The sequence below is a fragment of the Methylobacterium sp. E-046 genome (genome assembly GCF_022829625.1).
In the GTDB taxonomy this organism is placed as follows: Bacteria; Pseudomonadota; Alphaproteobacteria; order Rhizobiales; family Beijerinckiaceae; genus Methylobacterium; species Methylobacterium longum.
In genome coordinates, this window is sequence record NZ_JAKSYP010000121.1 from 20,713 (window position 1) to 41,554 (window position 20,842).

Genomic DNA, 20,842 nt, shown 5'->3' on the forward strand with positions numbered 1-20,842 from the left:
CCGCGCGATGCCGGCGGGGTCAGCCCTGCTCGGCCGAGCGCTTCACCCGGTGCGTGAAGATGACCGAGAGCCAGGGCACGACCGCGTGCTCGACCTCGATGGAGAGCAGCACCTCGAGGTGAAGGGCGTAGGGCAGGGTGAAGCGGAAGCCGCAGCGGGCCTCCTCCATCGTGGTGGGCATGTCGCCCAGCACCGCCGCGATCACGTCCGGCCGGTGGACGTCTGCGGGGATGCGCTGGACCTCGCCGTCGGCCTCCACGATCAGCGTCGCCTTGGCGCGGCTCGCCGAGACGACCCAACCGGCCAGCACCACCTGCCCGTCCTGGATCTCGGCCCAGACCCGGTCCTGGGGAGCCTCCAGGTTCGCGCGGGCGAAGGCATCCGGCAGCTCGCCGTCGAGCTCGGCCACGGTGCAGCCGACCTCGTACTTCTCGAAGCCGCGCCCCTCTCCGAAGATGCCGGCGAATTCCTTCTGATACCGGGCGATCCGCGCGTTCTTGATGTCCTCCGGCAGGCCCGACCACTGCCCCTTTTCCTGGATCGTGTAGACCGAGAGCAGCTCCCGCAGGAAGGCGATCCGGCCCTTGTCGGCGACGTAGAGGTTCATCAGCCAGTCGGCCGCCGACGCATTCTCGTAGTACGCCTCCGGCACCCGGCGCAGGGCCTCGGCGCGGTAGAAGCAGCAGGAGAAATTGGCGGTGAGCGGCGAATTGGCCAGCACCGGGAAGCTGATCGTGCCGGTGGGATAGCGGCCCTGCTCGTCGTGCGGCACGTAGGAGCCGGTGGCCGGGTAGTGGAGCAGCACCCAGTTGAAGCACATGTCGAGGCTGCGGTCGTTGCGCAGCATCCGCATCTGCATGGCGATCTTGCGGTCCGACAGCCAGTGATCGTCGGCCTCGCAGAAGGCGATGTAGCGGCCCGTGCAGGCGGCGAGGCAATCCTGCATGTTGCGCAGCATGCCGAGGTTCCGCGGCCGGGGCCGCACCACGATCCGCTCCGGATCGCGCGCCCGGTAGCGCTCGACGATCTCGGCCGTCCCGTCGGTGGACGTGTCGTCGCCGATCACGACCTGCATCCGGAACAGCCCGCGCTGGCCCAGCACCGCGTCGAGGCAGCGGCCGATCTCGGCGGCGTGGTTGTAGGCCGTGACGATGACGCTGACCGTGAGTTGCTCCATCAGCCAGGCGCGCAGCGCCTCGGGCTCGCCGGAGAGGGGATCGGGGGCGTCGAGGCCCATGTCGCGCAGGGCCGCGCGGGCGATGTCGGGATTGGCCTCGATCAGGCGCCCGAGGCTCGGCACGTCCGCCTCGTCGAGATAGGCCTCGGCCAGCCGCCGGAAGATCGATTTCTGCGCGGCCTCATAGCCCGCCGCGTAGCGGCCGCCGAAATGGCCGCGCAGCTTGCGGAAGAAGGCGATCTCGGAATGGCCGAGCTTCTTGTGGCGGGCGAGCTCGGTGGCGTAGGTCGCCCACATCCCGGCGGCGTGCTTGCGGTAGACCGCCATCACCTCCGGCAGGAAGCCGATGCGCCCGACCTCGGCGTGCATCAGGTGGACGTACCAGTCGCCGGGGGCGATGCCCTCGTCGAACGCGAACGCCTCCGCGCCGTGGTAGCGCCAGCGATAGAGCACGCTGTTGGTCTGGACGAAGTTGTGGGCCACGAGGTCGGAGAGCGACGGCTGCGGGCTGCACTGCTTCGGGTACAGCTCCTCGACCCCCGGCATGTCCTCGTAGACGACGCGGACCCGGTGGAAGCAGAGGGTGAATTCGGGGCGCGCCCGGAGGAAATCGACCTGCCGCTGGAGCTTGCGCGGGTCGGTCCAGTAATCGTCGCCCTCGCAGATCGCCACGAACGCGCCGCGGGCGCGCCGCGTGAGGTCGGCGAAGTTCCTGTTCGGGCCGAGATTTTCGGTGCGCAGGACCGCCACGAGGTTGGGATGCCGCGCGGCGTACTCGGCGATGATCTCGGCGGTCCCGTCCGTGGAGCGGTCGTCGCCGACGAGGAGCTCGAAGGGGAAATCCGTGGCCTGGCCGAGGATGCTCTCCAGGGTCTGCCGGATGAACGACGCCTGGTTGTAGCTGATGCACAGGACGGAGACGACCGGCCGGTTCCAGGCCGGCGCGGGCTGGGTCTCGGCCTGCGCGCGGATCCAGGCCGCGAAGGGATTGACGAAGCTGCCGTCGAAGCTCTCGTCGGGCGGCGCGGTGAAGTCGGCCCGGGGCCGGCGCCCGAGCCGGGCGCCGTACTTCACGTAGTGCTCCAGGGGCGACAGGTCGGTCAGGCCGACGTCGGGATAGCGCGTCGCGTACTCGACGTGGTCGAACAGGCCGCTGGCGTAGATGGTGGCGAAGTCGTCCTGCCACGGCTCGAGCGCGGGCGGAGCCGTGGTCGAGCCCGGCGCGTGCGCGCCTGCACCGTCCTGCATCGGTCTGACCCCTCGCACCCCACTCGGCTGGCCGCTCCCTAGATCACGGGGCGGAGTGGGTCAACGCGCCCGGAAGAGACAATGGGGCGATATTTCAGCTTTGATCGCGTGGTTTTACTTATCGCGTCCAGTCATATTGAAAGCGAAGACTTGCGAGATCGGTCGCGCCCGGCACCGCCCGGAGCGGAGGATCGGCGCTTACAGGGTCGAGGGAAGGCGCGCCTCTTCGGACCCGTGATTGTAATAGTGCAGGATCGGGTCGGCGCCGGCGTTGGCGACGTCGTCGTTGCACGCCAGGTAGAACTGGCGGTCGAACAGGCCGGAGGTCTCGAGCCAGCCGAGCATCGTCGCCTCGGGAACGACGGGGGCCCGGTCCGGCACCGCTTCGGCGGCCTCGCGATAGAGATGAGCGAACCGAGCGATGCGGGCGGCGACCTCCTTGGCGGCGGGACGGCGTACCGACGAGGCCACGACGCTCGACTGTTCGCCGGGCCGGCGACGCTGGAGATCGGCCTCGGCGAGGCGCACCAGCCGGGCCAGCTCGCCCTGCGCCTCCTTGAGCCGTGCCTGGGTCTCGGCGAGCTCGGCCCGCAGCGCCTCTACGTCCTCGCCCAAGGTTGGCTCCGTCTCAGTCCCGAAGCCCGACGGCGCTGCGGGGCACGCGGCCGCGCAGCAGGATCGGCCGGAGGCCGGCGCGCCGGGGCGCCCCTGTCGGGTCGAAGCCGGCTGTACGATCGGCCCCGGGACCGGTCAACCCTGCCCCCGCAGGGCGGCGCAGGCGCGGCCGGCTCACGGGCTGTCACGCCGCCAGCCCGATCGCGCCCTTCGGGCGCCGCAGCCGGCGGCCGAGGACCGCCAGGAGGGCGGCGGGCACGAGCAGCATCAGGGCGATGCCCACGATCCCGACCTGCCCGACGACGCGCCCGTAGGCGCCGCCGGTCACCCCGTCGTGCCACGACACCAGGGTCATGCCGAAGGCCGCCGCGACGAGGAGCACGGCGCCCTTGAACCACAGGGGCCAGGGCTCGCGCGGACCCGGTTCGGCAGCCGGCGCGGCGGCACGGGTCCGCGCGTGCTCCCGCTGCGCCAGGATCGCTTCGATCTGGTTCTGGAAGTCGGCCTGGGGCGGCCCGCTCCGATCCGCGGCCGCCGGGGTTGCGGCCGGCTCGCCCGCCGTCCCGCCGCCCAGGCCATCGACCAGCGGACCCGGGATCGCAGCCTCGGCGGCGATCATCAGGCGCGCCTCGTGCCGGCGCATGAACAGCCACAGCGCGACGGCGCCCAGCAGGACGAAGGCCAGGAGTCCGAGGCCGACCGGTCCCATGACGTTCTCGATGGAGCGCCCGCACAGGTAGGCGCCGAACCCCATGATGGCGGCCCAGGCCACGCCGCCCAGCGCGTTGAAGGCCATGAAGCGGCGGGCATCGAGCTTGTTCACGCCCGCGAGCACGGCCGCGTAGGCGCGCAGCATCGCGGTGAACCGGCCGAAGAACACGATCTTCCCGCCGTGCTGGCGGAACAGGTACTGGCCGAGCTTGAGCCGGCCGTGATCGAGCCCGATCAGGTGCCCTTTGCGCAGGAGCAGGGGCAGCCCCCAGCGGCGGCCGACCCAGTAGCCGGCGTTGTCCCCCAGGATCGCGGCGGTCGCCGCGATCGCCACGACGACCGCGATGTTGAGGTTGCCGGTGCTGCCGGCATAGGCCGCGGAGGTCAGCAGGACCGTCTCGCCGGGCAGAGGCAGCCCGGCGCTCTCCAGCGTGATGATGACGAAGATGGCGATGTAGCCGTACTGCGCGATCAGGTCGGCGATCGGCAGATCGTGCAGGAAGGACATGCGGTCTCCTCGCGGATCGATGCCGCCCTGTCGCCGACAAACGTGGCCGCTCCGGGGCGGCCACGGCCGGCTCATCCCGCGCGGGCGTCCCGGGGGGCCGGTTCCCCGGTGCGCGCCGCCAAGTGGGCGCGCATCCACGCGATGGTGCCGGTGAGCCCCGCCTGCAGGGCGACGCGCGGCTGCCAGCCCAGCTCGGACCGGATCAGCGCGGTGTCGAGCACGTTGGCGGGGACGTCGGCGGCGCGGCTCGCCCGGTGCACGCAGGGCAGGTGGTCCTGACCGAAGGCTGCCTTCAGTTCGCCGATGACTTGGTTGACGCTCAGGCCCCGGCCGCTGCCGACGTTCAGCACCTTGTGGGGGCCCCGGTAGGGCACGGCCCTCAGGAAGGCGTCGCTCACGTCGTCGATGTGCAGGAAGTCGCGCACGACCGCGCCGGTCCCCCAGACCTCGAGCGGCTGACCCGTGAGGACGCGGTGGATGTAGCTGCCGATCAGGCCCTGATGCTTGGTGCCGAGCTGAAACCGGCCGTAGGGGTTCGCGATGCGCAGGATCTGATAGTCGATCCCGTGCAGATGCCTGTAGAGATGCAGGGACTTCTCGATCATCAGCTTGCTGATCCCGTAGGCCGAGATCGGGTCGGTGGGCGCCTGCTCGGGGATCGGGATGGCGCGCGGGATGCCGTAGATCGCGCCTCCGGAGGACGAGAACACGAGCTTTCCGATCCGGGCCGAACGGCAGATCTCCAGCAGATGCAGGGTGGCGATCGGGGCGGCCGAGAGTTCCGCGGAGGGGTCCCGGTTGGAGCTCTCGGGAATCGACCCGGCGATCAGATGGAAGACGACGTCCTGGCGCTCCACCGCGTTGGCGAGGGCGAGGCGGTCGGCGAACTGGCCGGTCACCCGGGCGACACGCCGGTCCAGGACCGCGGCCTGCGGATGGCTGCGGCTGAAGCAGGTGACGTCGGCCCCCGCCGCCGCGAGGCGGTTGCAGAGGTTGAGGCCGAGGAAACCGCCGCCGCCGAGCACGAGGCAGCGGGCCCCCGCGAGATCCGGGGCAGCCCGGTCGGGGGCGGCGGGATCGGTCGGCGGCTCGCCGGCGCAGTCGCTCATGGCCGGGGATGGGGAGCGCTGACGTCCGGCCGGCCGTCGCCCGCCGCGATCAGGCGCTCGATCAGGGCGCGTGCCGAGTCCTGCAGGATGCGCCGGGTCGGCTCCAGGGATGCCTTGCCGGAGGCGCGGGCCGCCGCGTAGGCCGCCGCGTTGGCGGCATCCCAGAGGGCGGCGAGGATCGCTCCGCCGGCCGCTTCCACCTGATCCTGGATCGCGGTCCAGGCGGCCCGGTGGGCGGCATCCCAGGCCGCCGTGCGCACGAAGGAGCCGGTCTGCCGCAAGGTCAGGTTGGCGATTGCGGCCCGCGTGCGGGCGCGCTTCAGGTGGTCGCACAGGGCGGCGAGATCGCTCACCGCCCGGATTTCGGGTAGGCCGGCCAGCACGTCGGCCTCCACGTTCAGCTTGGCGAGGTGGAACCACGCCGGCAGGTGGGTGCGGATCAGCCAGTCGGTCACCATCCCGCCGCGGCGACGCTCCAGCGCCTCGGAACCGCGCGTTCCGACGAGAAGCGGGAGCAGCGGCAGGATCAGGCCGTCGCGCTCATCCTGCGGCAGACCGTCACTCCAGGTCCGGACGAAGGCAGCGAGGGTCGGGGACGCGCAGTCGGGCCGATCCGACGCGGGCTCGCCGGCGAGATGGGCCACCGCCTCCATGGCGCACATCATCCCGTCACGGCCGTTGCGCCGGCCCGCGGCCAGCGTTCGGATCCCTGCGATCCGGTGCGGGTCGATCTCCGGCCCTCCTGGCTCCACCATTCGAAGGTGTTCCTCATCCCTCTGCTCGGCCGCGGGCCGCCGCCCGGCGGCCCGCCGAACAGCCCGGGACGGGGATTTACCATCTCCCTGGCGGGACGCTAAGGGAGGTCCTGGCTGCGACGACGGACGCGCTGCCACCCCTAGGGCCGGCCCCGGCCAATCTTCGCAGCGCGCGTCGGCGCAGGGGGCGGCGGGTCGAGCGGACGGACATGTCTCAGTTCCTGGACCTCCTCAGAGATCATCGCGACGGACCGAGCGACTTGATCGCGCGGCTCGCCGCACTCGTGGCCGATCCCGCCGCGTCGGGCAGCAGTCCCGGCACGATGATCCGTCACCTCGACGCCCTGGCGTTCCGGCTGGACGGCGGCGGCGCGCCCGACTTGGCGGCCCGGGCCTACGAGCTGGCCGCCGCCCTGGCGGGACGGGACGGCGACCGCTGGACTTTGGCGGCCGCGGAGGCGCGTCTGCGCGACCTCTGCGCGCGCGCGCATTTCGCGGAGGCCGATCCCGTCATCGCGCGGCTCCGCGCGGCCGATGCGGGCCGGCTGCGGCCCAAGATCGTGGATGCCCTCGTCGAACGGGCTTGGTCGTTCGAACTGCGCGGCGAGGCCGAGGCGAGCGTGCAATGCTATCGGCTCGCGCTCGAACTCGACGGCTGCGGCTCCGGCCTCGTCTCCCGGGACGGGGATCCGCTGCCCAGGAAGATCAAGAACCTGAGGCGGCTCCAGCTCGACGCGCTGATCGAGGCCGGTGCGTTCGAGGACGCCGTCGCCCTGCACGAGACGACGCGCCGTCTGATCGGCGCCGGGCCCCTGGCGTGCTACGACATGGTCGGCGTCGCGGCTGTGGCCGGCCGGGCCGGCGTGCGCTACGCGGAGCTGCGACCGCCGCGCCCGATCCAGGAACCGCAGCTCAAGTTCACCGAGCCCCCGCCGCCCCTCACCTCGGAACCCGGGGATCTCGAGGCGCCGAGCCAATACCTCGCGCTCATCGAAGCCTGCCACGCCTTCCCGCGCAGCAACGTCGTCGTGAAGGGCGATCAGCTCATCTACGACCTCGCGGCCCATCGCCGCCGGAGCGACGTCCTGCTTCAGGACGGCGTCAATCCGGACCAGATCATGATGGCCGCCTTCGGGGCCACGCGGGCCCTGGTCGAGGTCCCGGAGGAGACCTTATCGATCGAGGCCGGACTGTCCATGTTCGGACTGCAGAGCCGCAATTACGGCCATTGGTTCTGCGAGTTCGTGCCGCGCATGCTCAGCTACAACGATGCGCGCTGCCCGGACGGCATCCCGCTCTGCATCGATGACCATATGCCGGCCACGCACGAGGAGGTGGTCAGGCTGCTCGACGAGCGGAACCGGCCGATCATCAAGCTGCCTCCGAAACCCGTCGCGTTCGGCCTGCTCGGCCTCGCGCCAGTGCCGGCCTTCTTCCCATTCGAGATGAAGCCGGGCCGGCGCGTCTACGACACGATCTGGCCGGCCGATATCCTGGTGGACCTGCGCGCCCGCGTTCTGAAGCGGGCCCGGGAACGGGGCGCACTCAGCGGCCCGACCGGCCGACGGCTCTTCATCTCCCGCAAGGCCTTCACCCAGCGCCAGCTCGTCAACGAGGTCGAGATCGCCGAAGCCCTCGCCCCGCACGGCTTCGAGGTGATCACCCCGGAGACGATGACCTTCCTCGAGCAGGTCGACGCGTTCCACGCCGCCGACATCATCGTGGGCTCCTCGAGTTCGGCGCTGACCAACGGCTTGTTCTGCCGGCCGGAATGCCGCATCCTCGGCCTGATACACGCCCATCTGGGCTTCAATTTCCGGGGCTACACCAGCTTCATCGAGGCGGGCGGCGCCCGGATCAGCTTTCTTCGGGGTCGGACGGAGAACGAAGCGGGCCACGCCTTTCATGCCAGCTACAGCATCGCTCCGAGCGAGATCGTGGCGGCGCTCGGCGGCCTGCTCGCGCGGTCGGTCCCGACCCCGGCTCCCCCGGCGGCGGCGCAGGCTCCGCGCACGTTCGTCGGACGCGTGATCGAGGCCCTACCGCGCGTTCGGCGAAGTGGCGCCGACTAAGCTTGTGGTTGTATTCGTGGCACGCTGCCCGCAAAGGAGGCCCCGGTCCGTTGCGGATCTAAGCACTTCGGCTTAGGACGCACATCACACTGGGGTGATCAGTGCGACGTGCCGCACGACGGCCTGAAACCGGGCCGCGAACCACGCTTCAATGATTGGACCGCCCGGCGGAAGAGCGTCGCGCGCGATTACGCCGGGGGCGGCATGGAAAGCATGACTCAGCCACACCTGATCGAGTTCCGCCACATCCTCGACGAGAGAGGCGCCCTGACACCGATCGAGGCCGAAAAGGACCTGCCGTTCGCCATACGACGCGTCTACTTCATCTACGACGTCTCGCGCGGCGCGATGCGGGCGGGCCACAGCCACAAGGAACTGCAACAGGTTCTGATTGCGGTCTCGGGCAGTTTCAATGTCCACTTGGACGACGGCCGCTCACGGACGACCTTCACGCTCAGCAGACCGAACATCGGCCTCTATGTTCCGAAGATGATGTGGCGCGATATCGACGAATTTTCGGGCGGGGCAGTCTGCCTCTCTCTTGCTTCGGAACATTATATGGAAAGCGATTACTATAGAGATTACAACGATTTTCTTCGCGCCAAAGGAATTCTTTAAAGGATACCGGGAATGAAAGTTCCGTTTCTCGATCTCAGCCTTCCGCACGACGCCATTCGCGGCGATCTCGATCTCGCGTGGCACCGCGTGCTGAACCGTTCACGCTACATCCTGGGCGAGGAGGTCGAAGCTTTTGAATCGGAATTCGCCGCGTATTGCGAGGCTGAACACGCTATCGGTGTCGCAAACGGCCTCGACGGACTTATATTGATCCTACGCGCCTACAATATTGGGGCAGGCGACGAAGTTCTTGTCCCGTCGAACACCTTCATCGCGACGTGGCTCGCGGTCAGCCAGGTCGGCGCGACGCCCGTCGCCGTCGATCCCGATCCCTCGACCTACAACATGGATCCGCTCGGGGCGGCACGGGCGATCAGCAGCCGCACCAGGGCGATCATGCCCGTCCATCTCTACGGTCAAACGGCCGACATGGCGGAGCTCCGCGCACTGGCACGACGGCACAACCTGATCTGCATCGAGGATGCGGCGCAGGCCCACGGCGCGACCTTCGAGGGGCGCAGAGCCGGCAGTCTCGGCGATGCGGCCGCCTTCAGCTTCTATCCCGGCAAGAACCTGGGCGCCCTCGGCGACGGCGGTGCCGTCACGACATCCGATACGGTGATCGCCCGTCAGGTCCGTGAACTGGCCAATTACGGCTCACGCGAGAAGTACGTGCACCGCCTGCAGGGGGTGAACTCCCGTCTCGACGAGTTGCAGGCCGCGCTCCTCCGCGTCAAGCTGCGCCACCTTGAGGATTGGAACGCCCGTCGGCGGGCGATCGCGGCCACGTATTGTGCCGACCTCGCCGATACGGGGCTGATTCTTCCGCAAGTCGATCCCCGGGCGGGCCCGGTCTGGCACCTGTTCGTTGTCCGAACCGAGCAGCGCGACGCGCTTGCCGCCCATCTGGAGCGGGCCGGCGTCACCACGCAGATCCACTATCCGATCGCGCCCGCCGATGCCGAGGCGTATGCCGGAGCGCCCGTCGCCGGGAACAGCCAGCTTGGACGCACGCTGGGGCGCGAGATCCTGAGTCTGCCGATCGGCCCGCATCTCCGGGACGATGAGGTTCAGCACGTCGTGGCGGCCTGCCGTGAGGCGACGAGCCCGCCCCGTCGCGCCGGGATAGCCTGAGGTTCGTCGTATCGCGATCCGCGGCCCCGCCAGCGGATCGCCGGAGCGGCATCCGCATCCCGCGGGCGGCGCAGCGCCGCCCGCGGAGCGCGGCTCCGACCCCGCCCGCCGGGCACCACAATCGCCACCTCGAACGAGAACGGAAGCGCACCGTGACATCGCCGTCCTCCCCTTCCGCCGGAACTCCTCCCGAGGCTCCTGAGAACCCTCTCGAACGCCTCCGGACCGATCGTGGCGTCGACCTCGCGACGGTCGACCTGACCTTCGAAGGTTTCAGGGCGCTCGCCCAGAACCCACACCTCACCGCCAACGAGCGCATCGGCTTTCCCGACGCGTACCGCGACGGTTTCGAGGAGGCGATCCTCCGCGACATCGTCGCGAAACTGCCCGTGCTGCTCGGTGAACGGGCAACCATCGTCGATATCGGCCCGGGCTGCGCCGGCCTGCCGCATCGGCTCATCGACCTTTGCCGGCAGCGCCAGCATCGCCTCGTCCTGGTCGACAGCCACGAGATGCTTCAGCAACTGCCGGACGTGGATGGAGTGACCGTCAAGATTGCCGGATCGTTCCCGGCGGCCTCGAGCGCCATCCACGACGCAGTCCCGTCAGCGGACGCCGTTCTCTGTTACAGCGTGTTTCACTACATCTTCGCGGACGGCAATCCGTTCGACTTCCTCGACAGCGTCATTCAGCTTCTTGCCAGCGGCGGCCGAGCCCTGATCGCAGACATTCCGAATATATCCAAGCGTCGCCGCTTCTTCGCAACAGAAACCGGTCGTCAATACCACAAGACATTTACGGGGACGGATACCGAGCCAGATCTGCGATACAACGAACCGAGCCGCGGCAAGATCGACGATGCTGTGCTGCTGGGCCTCATGCAGCGAGCCCAGGCCGCGGGGGCGGACGCCTACCTGGTACCTCAAGCGTCAGACCTGCCGATGTCGAATCGGCGCGACGACCTTCTCATCACGAGGGCCTGATCCATGAAACCTTTGATCATTTTCGGCAATGGCGAAATCGCCAGCATGGCCTATGAGTACTTCACTCACGACAGCGAATACGAGGTCAAAGCCTTCTCGATTTCCGAGGAATACATCGATCAGCCGACCTTCCATGGACTGCCCGTGATCGGCCTGTCGGCCGTTGCGGAAACATTCCCCCCGGACACCTGCGCGGCGTTCGTGGCGATCGGCGACTCGAAGCTCAACCGCGTCCGCGCCGAACTCTGCGCACACGTGAAAGCGCTCGGCTACACCCTGGCCTCCTACATCAGCAGCAAAGCTTTTGTCTGGCATAATGCGAAGATCGGTGAAAACTGCTTCATCCTAGAGAACAACGTGATCCAGCCGTTCGTCGAGATCGGGAACGACGTGACGTTGTGGAGCGGCAATCATATCGGCCATCGATCCGTCATCGAGGATCACGTCTTCGTAAGCTCGCACGTCGTCATCTCGGGCTTCTGCAGGATCGGGGCCTACAGCTTCCTCGGCGTGAACGCCGCCATCGGACACGGGGTCACCATCGCGAGCGACAATTTCGTCAGCATCGCCTGCAGCATCACCCAGTCCACCGAGCCGGACAAGATCTATCAGGGCAATCCAGCCGAGCCGCGCAAGATTTCCGCTACCCGTTTCTGTCGAGTCCGCTAACGATGTCCTTGTCGGTTCGCCCCTTCTCGCCCGACCAGACGGCCGCCTGGAATACCCATAACGAGAGCGCGCTGAACGGACATTTCCTCTTCGATCGCGGTTTCATGGAGTATCATGCCGATCGCTTCCGCGATGCTTCGGTCATGGTCTTCCGTGAGGACACCCTGATCGCGACGATGCCGGCCAACGTCGTCGGCGATACAGTCTATTCCCATCAGGGGCTGACGTTCGGCGGCCTCCTCGTCGGCCGCACGCCGACCGACGTCGTCGTGTCGATCTTCGAAGCCTGCCTCGGCTTCTACGCGGATCTCGGAGCCAAGGAACTCGTCTACAAACCTTCCCCCCCGATATATCACCGCGGCCTCGCGCAGGCCGACCTCTACGGCTTGTTTCGCACCGGGGCCCGGCTCACGCGGCGGGACGTCACCACCACGATCGATTACCATAACCCCGGAAGCCTGTCCTCCCGCCGCAGGCGGGGGGTCAGCAAGGCTCAGAAGCTTGGTTTGACCGCGCAACAGAGCGACCGCTGGCCGGAATTCTGGCGCATCCTCGAGCAGACGCTCCAAGAGCGCCACGGCGTCGCCCCGGTCCACGCCTTGTCCGAGATCGAGATGCTGGCCGCCCGTTTTCCCAACAACATCAAACTCTTCACCGCCCAGCAGGACGCCGACGTCGTGGCGGGCGTCGTCGTCTTCGAAACCCCTACCGTCGCGCACGCCCAATACATCGCGGCCAGCCGATCCGGCCGCGACGTCGGGGCGTTGGATCTCCTGTTCAACTGGCTGATACAGACCTATCAGCCATCGAAGGGGTACTTCGATTTCGGCATCTCCACCGAGGAGGGTGGCCGGGTCCTGAACCAAGGCCTTCTGACACAGAAGGAGGAGTTCGGTGGCAGCGCCGTGATGCACGACACGTACACGGTGGCGTTGCAGGGCTGATGCGCCGTTCAGCGCGGGTGTCGACCGTCGAGCGCCACCGATGCCGGGCAACACCGACCCGTCCGCCGGCTCCGCCCGCCAAGGCGGCGGCGCAGTTGGCGGGCGTCGGCGGGTCCGAAGGTCCCCGCGGCGACCGGGCGCGAAACGTGACTCGATCCGTCGATCGTGCGAAGAATCCCCGAAATGAGGACACTGTCGCGTCTGGACGCCCGCGACAAGTCATGCGTGGATGAGTGATGGTTATCGACCGGCTTCGAGCAACCCCTCCGCTGAACAGCCGGCGCCGCTCATACCTGCGGCTGGCAGAGCAGACCGACGCCCCGCTCATTCACAGCTTGCGGTCCGATCCGAAGCTGAATCGCTTCCTCAACGCTCCGCCGGCGAGCGTGCACGATCAAGCAGCATGGCTGAAGCGGTACAAAGACGACGAGGCGGCGGGCCTTCAATATTACTTCATCATCATGTCGGGCATGCAGGAACGCGGCACCGTTCGCATGTACGATTTCCGAACGGTGGAGGGACTCCGGTCCTTCTGCTGGGGAAGCTGGATCATCGCGCCGCCGCCGGTCATCGGTCTGGCCAGCTATACAGCCTTGGCGATCTACGAGCTCGGTTTCGAACATCTGAATTTCGAGCACGCCCATTTCGATGTTCGCCGCGCCAACCAGAACGTCGTCTCGTTCCACCTCCGGTCGGGAGCCAAGATCGTGGACGAGGACGAGCAGGATTTCTTCTTTCACTTCTCTCGGGACGCGTACGTGCAATTCAAAGCCGCGCAGGCCCACACCCTGACGCGGCATTCCGCTGAGATCCCCGAGGCGGAGGAGGTCGCTGCCGTCGACAGCTGATCCCGCTATGTCCGTTGGACGGCATCCGACCGGATAGCCAACAGTCTACGCACGATCGACACATCCGGCAGCACCCATGGCGATCCCCTACGCCCTCCCGATCTTCGAGCGAATCCGGCTCTGGATCGCGGCGCGCATCGTCGACAAGCATTATTACCTCGACCGAAACGCTGACGTCGCAGCCGCAGGCGTGGATCCGGTCGAGCACTTCGCACGGTACTGGCGTGCCGCGCCGCTGCGCGCACCGAGCGCCCGGGCCGAGGCTTGGTACTACGCGGTGTCGCCCCTCCTCGTCCTGACCCTGCGCCTTCTCGGCCATGACCGGCCGGACGTGACCGACTGCTTCCGCTACCGCATCAATCAGCTCTCGACGCGCAGCGGGCTCGCCGTCCAACTCAAAGCCGCGCACGCGATCGCGCGGTTCCTCGCGAAACGGCCGCCCGCGTCCCGGCCGGACCGAACCTCGGCGGACGGGCTCGGGTCCACTTATCCCGTCTTCAGGCTCGGGCTCGATCGTGCCGGATGGGTCGAGCGGCAGGTCGTCGACCCGGCCGGCCTCTTCACCTTCACCGATCCTGCGGTCGCGCTCAGCGACCGCCCCGGTATGAACCGGACGATCCCGCGCCCCGAACTCGCGCTGGCAAGCATCGACGACGCGGCGGTGTTCGGCTTCTCACAGATCGTGGCGCACGCATCCTTCGTTGTCTATGAACCCGAGGCCGACCCGGCCTATCAATACACCAGCCGCCAGTGTGAATTCGTCATCACCTGCTACAGGTCACCGGCCGACCGGGTCGTCGCGCGTGTTCCGGACCGGGCCGACTCGGCGGTCGACGAGGCCATCCTTCTCGTCGGGCGATGCAGCGCGAATTATTTCCATTTCTTGATCGAATACATGACCAAGGGCTACATCATAGAGAAAGCCGGCCTTTCACCCGAAATACCCCTGGTCGTCACCGACGACCTCTTCCCTCAAGAGCTGGAGGCCATCCGCCTCGTCTTCCCGGAAAGGCCCGTGATCGCGCGCCGTCATGCCAGCCGTCTGGACGTCAAGAAGCTCCATGTCCCCTCCCTGATGACGTTCATCCCCGACTCGCCCACCGTGGCGTTCTGGCAGGTCGCCGCCGTTCATGAAGCGAGCCTGTCATGGTTGCGCGAGCGGGTCATGAGGACCCTCGGAAGGCCGGGCGACGAGCCGACGCGCCGGATCTACCTCGGTCGGTCAGCGGGCCGAAACATCAGCAACGCCGCGGAGGTCGAGGCGGTCTTCGCACGGCACGGCTTCGACATCATCAATCCGGGGCAGCTGAGCTTCTCCGAACAGGTGGCGCTGTTCGCCAGCGCCCGCTGCATCGCGGGCCCGATCGGGTCCGCATTCTCCAATCTGGTCTTCGCGTCCCCAGGTACCCTCGTCCTGGGTTTGGTTTCCCCGTTCGCGATCGAGTTCTCGATTTTCGCGAGCCTCGCCACGTTCGCCGGGTGCCGGTACGTGGCCGTGCCCGGTCGACGGGACGATTTCGACCGCGAAAGAGCGGTCAAACGACCGTCTCTCGAGGTCACGCACGGGAACTACGCCATCGATATCGGCGAGATGGAGCAGATCCTGCGCGACCTGCTCTAGGGGCGAGCGTCCCTTTCCAAAGCCTACGACGCCGTCGGCGCACGCGCGACGCCGAAACCCTCCCGTCCGTAGCCGTTTCCATTGTAGAACATCAGCCATCCGGACGCCGTGTGCACACACGTTCCGAAGGCGACCATCTCGCTCTCCCACGGTTCGCGCGGCGCATCGAAGCCAGCCACGGTCCCCGTCCGCCGCCACGTCCGGCCGTCGTCGGTCGAGCGGGCCCATTCCATCTGATAGATCCTGCTCGTCGACCGCGACGAGAACAACATGACCAGATCATCGCCCGATCCGAAGATCTGAGGGCGCGTGAGCCCGAACTCGTCGGGGGTAATCGGAGCAACGACTTCCGTATCGGTTCTCGACCAATCGATGCCGTTCTCGGACTCGCAGTAGCTGATCCCGTAAATCGGTGCCCAGGCGCCGCCGCTGGGCCGGATAAACTGGCCCTGTCCCGCGGACAGCCACATGCGCCAGCGCGCGTGCCTGTCGTCCGGCGGCATGACGAATGGCGTCGAGCGGACGAGATAGTTCTGGTTTGTCCGCTCGAGAACCGGGACGTTCTGCACGCGCTCGAAGCTCTCGCCACCGTCGCGACTGATCGCCAGGCCGCCCAGGATGAAGTACGGGACCCCTACGCTCCGCTGCCAGCCGTTATAGTAGAGCCAGATCTCCTCCCCGATCCTCAGCACTTGGACAGGCGTGACGCCGCTGTCGTCGAAGGCCCCGGGCGGGCCGAGATCGAGGACGGGCTGCTCGCTCACCCGCAGGATCTTCGTGGGATCCTCGGCATCGACGTCGACATAGCCGACGCGCCCTCTGCTCTCCGGATCCAGGAACGCCACGAACACCCTGATCGTCCGCTCATCGACGACCAGGGGAGTGGGGACGAAGGCGTGAGAGTTCATCCATGTCCCGGCCTTGTCGGCACGATAAACACGTCCGATTCGGCTCCATGACAGAGCGTCGATCGAAACCATTCACGAACTCCAGATTCTCACGCACGACGTGCCGGCATCGCTCCGGCACCTGGCGCAGTCAGTCGGAACAGAACGGTCACTGGACACACGGGTCCAATGATGACCGTCGGTGGCGGCGGCCATCGCAGCCTCTCGGCTCTCTGTGGCACGGCGGATCGGCAGGCAGCCCGGAGTATAAGCCTGTCGACCGGCCGAGAGAAGCCGCCGCCCCACCGTTCCGGAACCTGGACCCGCGCGCCCGCCGCGAGCCGCCTCCGCGCGGCGGCTAGGCCTGAGCGGGCTGACGCCGCCGAACCCGGCGTCCGTTCATGTAGACGGCGTCCAACAAATCCGACTTCAGGAGGAAGGCCAACGCGTCCTCGGGCCTCTCGACGATGGGCTCACCGGGTCCGTTGAATGACGTGTTGAGGACGACCGGGGGCACACCACGCGCTTCCAATCGGGTGAGCAGCTCGAACATCAAGCCGTCGGAGGCGACCACCGTCTGGACCCGGGAGGTCCGATCGACATGGATGACCGCCGGAATGCAGGCCTGCCCATGGGCGTTCGCCGTATGCGTCATCAGCATGAAAGGCGACTGGTCCGGGCCATCCGCGAAAAACGTCCGCAGACGATTCTCAAGCACGATCGGCGCGAACGGTCGCCAAGCCTCCCGGCCCTTGATCCGGTTCACGCGTCCCCAATTGTCGCTTCTGGCGGGGTTGGCGAGGATCGACCTGTGGCCGAGCGCACGCGGACCGGTCTCGCTTCGACCCCGGTAGACGGCCACGACGCGGTCGTCCAGGAGGTCGGTCGCGATCTCCGCCGCCTCGTCGGCGCAATCCACCCATTCTATACCGTCGGCAAATCGCTCGAGCGTCGCGGCGATCTCAGCGTCGTAGCTGGTTCCGATCAGGGCGCAGGCACTGGTGATCGGCGCCTTCGCCCCGACCGGCTGATCCAGAAGATTGTGCCAGAGCCACCACGCGGCTCCCAGCGACAGGCCGCCATCATCGCAATGGGGTTCGACATAGACGTCGTCGAACAGGCCGCTTCCGGCCAGCTTGCTGTTGGTCGGGCAGTTCAGCGCGACACCGCCGCTCAGGCAGAGGTTCCGATCCCGGTTCCCGCCATCCGCCAGCGCAGCCTGCGCGATCTCGATCACGCGGAACACGGTGTGCTCCACCAGCTTCTGCGCCGAATGCGCGATCGCGGTGTTGGCGGGATGGAGCGTATCCTCGGAGCCGACATCCGCCCGGGAAAACCCGTCGCGCTCGGCGCGCAGAAGCAGCGCGGCGACCACGCCCTGGATCGATCCATCCTCGGGCTTGATGCGACCCGCCGCCATCAATTCCGCACGCCATTCGGCGGCCGGATTCGACCAATCCTTCTCGGTCCCGATCAGGGCTTCGTCGAGCAGCGATCGGTCGCTGTACGACGACAGCCCCATCAATTTCCCGGCTCCGCCTATCGCGCCGAGGCCGCACAGGATCGCAACGGTGTCGTAGAACTGACCGCAGGCCAAGTGATGCGGCGTCAACGGTTGGATCCGATGGCCGTCACCCCGCATAATGAACCCGCCATCGATCCCGACGCCGCCATCATGCGTGACGATCAGCGACTTGCCGAAAGGGGACGAGTAGAAACTGGACGCCGCATGCGCGGCGTGATGGTTGATGAAGGCGCCCGGGATCGCTCGCCCGTTTAGACGAACCTCGATCGGATGGTGCAGGCCGCGATGGGTATCGTCCAGGGCAGCACCGTGGGCGACACGGTCCCGCAGGTCCGCCAGGCCGCAGGGCTCAGCCCAGCAACCCGGCCCGATCAAGGGTGAAAGATATTGATCGATCTGCCAGTCCCTGAGCGCCGCCGGCGGGATGCGCCGAGCCTGCGCCAAGTGCGCGATGAAGTTCTCCGCCATATGCCTGACGAAGTCCTCATTCGGCACGTGCCCCGACTCGAACGAGCGGGTCAGCAGCAATCGTCCATCCTCGGCTGACCAGTAGGGGGATGGCGAAATCGCCCTGAAATCTTCTCGTCCCAGAAGGTCTTTGTTCAGGAACGAGCCGGTCGGCGCGGAGCTCTCGTAATTGATGTAGCTGCGGTCGTTGATCAGGAGCGGCATGGATTGCGTCGCCGTCAGGGCGACGAAATCCACGTCGCTCTCGTCGATGTGAGCCGCGCGCAAGGCGTGCTGTATCAGGTCCTTGTCGATACCGAAGTCGTGCCGTCGGCGCGTGATTCTCTCTCGCAGCACGTGGGAGACGATGGCCCCGTCCCGGAGGACCGATGCGGATGCGTCATGGCCACACATCAGACCCAGAACATGGGTCGGCTTGCCTCGATCCGTCATCCACAATCCCTTCCAACATCCCTTGGGCTTCGATGAGACGGTGACGGCGTTTCGGCAGAGAAGTGTCCATACGCCGCGACGGCCGGGATGGCTGATCAGGAAGAAGGGCGTGCCATGAGATCAGGCTTCGACCGGCAACCGCCGGCAAGTGAAAGCATGGGAACAAGCCCCACCGGCGAGGGCGGGGACCTTCAAGCCTCCTACAGAACTCAATCGGCCGACTCGACTGCCGAACGCGGCTCAGGGGCCCTCTCGAAACGGGCGAACCACGACGCATACAATCCCGACGCGACGATCTTTAGTGATGGAACAGCGCGCTTGTCCAGTGCTCAAATTCAATAGGCGCTCCATTCATCTATCACCATTTCTCGTTCACACCCACAGCCGCGATGTTGAGGGCAACGATGCTTGATAGAGATTGATAAGATCCGCAGGTATTATCACGCACGCCGCCAGCAGGATGTCACTCCGGGAACAATACCGGCATCTCGGCACCCCCTTGCGACAAGTCAGATGCACATTGTGACAATATTCACAGACGATGTCAGATGATCTCCCAGTCAAAATCCCACGCTCGCCGACGCGCCGGCCGAGGATACCGCCAGCGCGGCGGTCGATCGTGCCGTCCGAGACCGCGCCTTCAGATCTCGCGCTAGCGCCCCAAGGTCACGCGATCTCCGCGAGACCTTCAGCCAACAGAATCATCCTCAAACCATCGACGTCGATCGAAAACGATTCGTGCATCTCCTCGACCGAGCGCTTCCGATACACCTCGTGACGGCTACTTTTGCCCAAGTCGTTGGCGTAGACTTTGTAGGAAGCCCCGGTGAACTGAGCCAGATTGGGGAAGACGGGCAGGGCGGCCGCGTGCGGAGAGGCGAGACCGATCATCGTGGCCCCTGGGGAGCAGAAGATCACATTCGTGAAGGCCGCCCCGACGGGCCCGACGAGCCACTCCGCCGAGGAGAACATCGCCACCTGCTCGACGAACGACAGGTCCCCCGGATCGACGATCTCGAACCCGAACCCGCGCAGGAGCCCTTCGATCTCGTGGTTGTTGATGATGCCGCGGCCGGCCCTTCGCGTGAGGTAGATCTTCTTGCCGAACCGACTCGCGATGCCGGCGCGTTCGATGTGATCGAGCACCTTGCCCCGCAACCAGCGCAGGCTGTTGAAATTGTAGATGGCCGTCTCGTGGAGATCCAACTCGATCGTGTCGGGGAGGAACGTCATCACCGCTGGCACATGGAGCATCTTCACGTCGTACCGCGCGGCGGGCGGCCTGCTGAGGATGCGGCGGTTCCCGAAGATGATCTCGACCGCCTCCCGTTCCTGAGGGTAAAGATCCTCATCGAGGATCAGAGGCGTGTCTCTGGAGAAGTCGCTCCGCTCGAGGATGTACCCTTTGGTCAGGTACTCGATCATGAAGTGATAATAATTCGACCCGCATCGGCCGGAGATGAGAACGGCCTCGTCCAGGATCCGGTCGGGCGCAGCGGGGATCAGCACGCGGCAGGTCGAGTCCGCATCGTCGTAATCATGCACGAACCGCCACTGCCCGGCCACGAAGCCGAAGCGCGGATCGGCCGCGGGCTCCACGATGCAGAACTGGGACCGGGATACGATCTGCGAGGCGCCGAAGACCTGCGCGTCCTCGATCCGAGCCGTCCAGAGCGCGGGCGTCGGCGAGGAATGCGCCTCCCTGTCGAAGCGTATCGTGAGGATGTCCGGATCCCGCGTCTCGAACGGATGCGACGCCTCGACCATCGTGACGCCGTCATCCGCGCCGAGGCGATCGGCGACCCTCACGACACGCACGCGTTCCCCACTCGGATTGGGCCGGGTCGCTGCGCCGAACACGCTCGGCTCGTCCGGCACGACGACCACTGCCTCCGGCGTTACGACCTCCGCATCTTGCGGACTCGACGGGTCTTCGACATCATCTTGCACGGTGGACCCGACAGGATCCGGATCTCCTGCGGCCTCGGCCCGCTCAATGACGTCACCAGTTTCAACCGGCGCGACGACGCCGAATTCGTCGCCGACCGCCTCCGGCGTCGCCGCGTCGACGGGCGCGCCCGGCACCGCCGTCAAGGCCAGGTAAGCGGAGGATGCGCGTTCGGACAGACGCTGCTGGAGGCTCGTCCAAACAGACTTGGCCGGCCGATACTCCAGCTCCAGCCAACGGTGACGGTTGTTTTCATACCAGTCGAGCCGCGGCCGCCTCATCCATGACGAAAATATCAAGCAGCACAGCGGAGATATCCACACATACAATCTTGCATAAAACTCGTTTGGAACCCGGATGGGATGATCGTGCCCAAAATTGACGTAATGTTTGACCGGATTCGCGCCAGAGTCTCTAACATCGGCATAAGTCTTCAAGTAATATTTTTCGTCAAATACGAATTTCGACTCAATCTTTCTTATAGATCGCATAATAATTTTTACGAAATGCGTCATCCGCACAGGTCCCCCAAACGTTGGCGCGAGCTCACGGATGCCTGATCAGCGCACA

General features: G+C 66.6%; 15 protein-coding genes and 1 pseudogene. 8 read left to right on the forward strand and 8 right to left on the reverse strand.

All coding sequences use genetic code 11. From position 1 onward, the window contains the following. Positions 1-19 precede the first annotated feature (19 nt). The 5 genes and pseudogenes from MKK82_RS11210 to MKK82_RS11230 all read right to left on the reverse strand — a co-directional run bounded on the left by MKK82_RS11210 (position 20) and on the right by MKK82_RS11230 (position 6,123). On the reverse strand, positions 20-2,425 hold the full coding sequence (locus MKK82_RS11210) for a glycosyltransferase family 2 protein (RefSeq protein ID WP_243985712.1): 2,406 nt from the start codon (positions 2,423-2,425) through the stop codon (positions 20-22). 198 nt (positions 2,426-2,623) lie between these two features. Beyond that, entirely contained in the window at positions 2,624-3,040 is a 417-nt protein-coding gene (locus MKK82_RS11215) for a hypothetical protein (RefSeq protein ID WP_243985714.1), read from the reverse strand. Between the two features lie 583 nt (positions 3,041-3,623). After that, positions 3,624-4,259 (reverse strand): annotated as a pseudogene (locus MKK82_RS34180) (DedA family protein); the annotation flags it as partial. 71 nt (positions 4,260-4,330) lie between these two features. Continuing rightward, complete coding sequence (locus MKK82_RS11225; RefSeq protein ID WP_243985718.1) at positions 4,331-5,368, reverse strand: NAD-dependent epimerase/dehydratase family protein; 1,038 nt, start codon at positions 5,366-5,368, stop codon at positions 4,331-4,333. Beyond that, positions 5,365-6,123 (reverse strand): hypothetical protein, encoded by a 759-nt coding sequence (locus MKK82_RS11230; protein ID WP_243985720.1) that lies wholly within the window; start codon positions 6,121-6,123, stop codon positions 5,365-5,367. The genes MKK82_RS11225 and MKK82_RS11230 overlap by 4 nt, the downstream gene beginning before the upstream one ends. A 209-nt stretch (positions 6,124-6,332) precedes the next feature. Between MKK82_RS11230 and MKK82_RS11235 the strand changes: the two genes are divergently transcribed. From MKK82_RS11235 to MKK82_RS11270, 8 genes are all read left to right on the forward strand, one after another. Beyond that, the gene (locus MKK82_RS11235; RefSeq protein WP_243985722.1) at positions 6,333-8,195 is read left to right on the forward strand and encodes a glycosyltransferase family 61 protein; all 1,863 of its coding nucleotides are present in this window, start codon (positions 6,333-6,335) and stop codon (positions 8,193-8,195) included. A gap of 108 nt (positions 8,196-8,303) precedes the next feature. Then, positions 8,304-8,813, forward strand: coding sequence for a sugar 3,4-ketoisomerase (locus MKK82_RS11240; RefSeq protein ID WP_243985724.1), 510 nt, complete (start codon positions 8,304-8,306; stop codon positions 8,811-8,813). A 12-nt stretch (positions 8,814-8,825) separates the two neighbouring features. Further along, positions 8,826-9,947 carry a DegT/DnrJ/EryC1/StrS family aminotransferase gene (locus tag MKK82_RS11245; protein ID WP_243985725.1) on the forward strand — a complete coding sequence of 374 codons (1,122 nt, stop codon included), beginning with the start codon at positions 8,826-8,828 and terminating at the stop codon, positions 9,945-9,947. 152 nt (positions 9,948-10,099) lie between these two features. Further along, positions 10,100-10,930 (forward strand): class I SAM-dependent methyltransferase, encoded by an 831-nt coding sequence (locus MKK82_RS11250; protein ID WP_243985727.1) that lies wholly within the window; start codon positions 10,100-10,102, stop codon positions 10,928-10,930. 3 nt (positions 10,931-10,933) lie between these two features. Then, on the forward strand, positions 10,934-11,599 hold the full coding sequence (locus MKK82_RS11255) for an acetyltransferase (RefSeq protein WP_243985729.1): 666 nt from the start codon (positions 10,934-10,936) through the stop codon (positions 11,597-11,599). A 2-nt stretch (positions 11,600-11,601) separates the two neighbouring features. Continuing rightward, positions 11,602-12,543: a GNAT family N-acetyltransferase gene (locus tag MKK82_RS11260; RefSeq protein ID WP_243985730.1), complete on the forward strand. Its 942-nt coding sequence runs from the start codon at positions 11,602-11,604 to the stop codon at positions 12,541-12,543. 236 nt (positions 12,544-12,779) lie between these two features. After that, positions 12,780-13,391, forward strand: a complete 612-nt coding sequence (locus tag MKK82_RS11265; RefSeq protein ID WP_243985732.1) for a GNAT family N-acetyltransferase — start codon at positions 12,780-12,782, stop codon at positions 13,389-13,391. A 76-nt stretch (positions 13,392-13,467) separates the two neighbouring features. Further along, on the forward strand, positions 13,468-15,012 hold the full coding sequence (locus tag MKK82_RS11270) for a glycosyltransferase family 61 protein (protein WP_243985734.1): 1,545 nt from the start codon (positions 13,468-13,470) through the stop codon (positions 15,010-15,012). Between the two features lie 23 nt (positions 15,013-15,035). On the opposite strand, the gene MKK82_RS11275 is transcribed toward MKK82_RS11270, so the two are convergent. The 3 genes from MKK82_RS11275 to MKK82_RS11285 all read right to left on the reverse strand — a co-directional run bounded on the left by MKK82_RS11275 (position 15,036) and on the right by MKK82_RS11285 (position 20,787). Next, the gene (locus tag MKK82_RS11275; RefSeq protein WP_243985736.1) at positions 15,036-15,992 is read right to left on the reverse strand and encodes an exo-alpha-sialidase; all 957 of its coding nucleotides are present in this window, start codon (positions 15,990-15,992) and stop codon (positions 15,036-15,038) included. A 265-nt stretch (positions 15,993-16,257) separates the two neighbouring features. Further along, positions 16,258-18,324: a carbamoyltransferase C-terminal domain-containing protein gene (locus MKK82_RS11280; RefSeq protein ID WP_279602935.1), complete on the reverse strand. Its 2,067-nt coding sequence runs from the start codon at positions 18,322-18,324 to the stop codon at positions 16,258-16,260. A gap of 666 nt (positions 18,325-18,990) precedes the next feature. Further along, positions 18,991-20,787: a glycosyltransferase family 61 protein gene (locus tag MKK82_RS11285; RefSeq protein WP_243985740.1), complete on the reverse strand. Its 1,797-nt coding sequence runs from the start codon at positions 20,785-20,787 to the stop codon at positions 18,991-18,993. Positions 20,788-20,842: the final 55 nt, after the last annotated feature.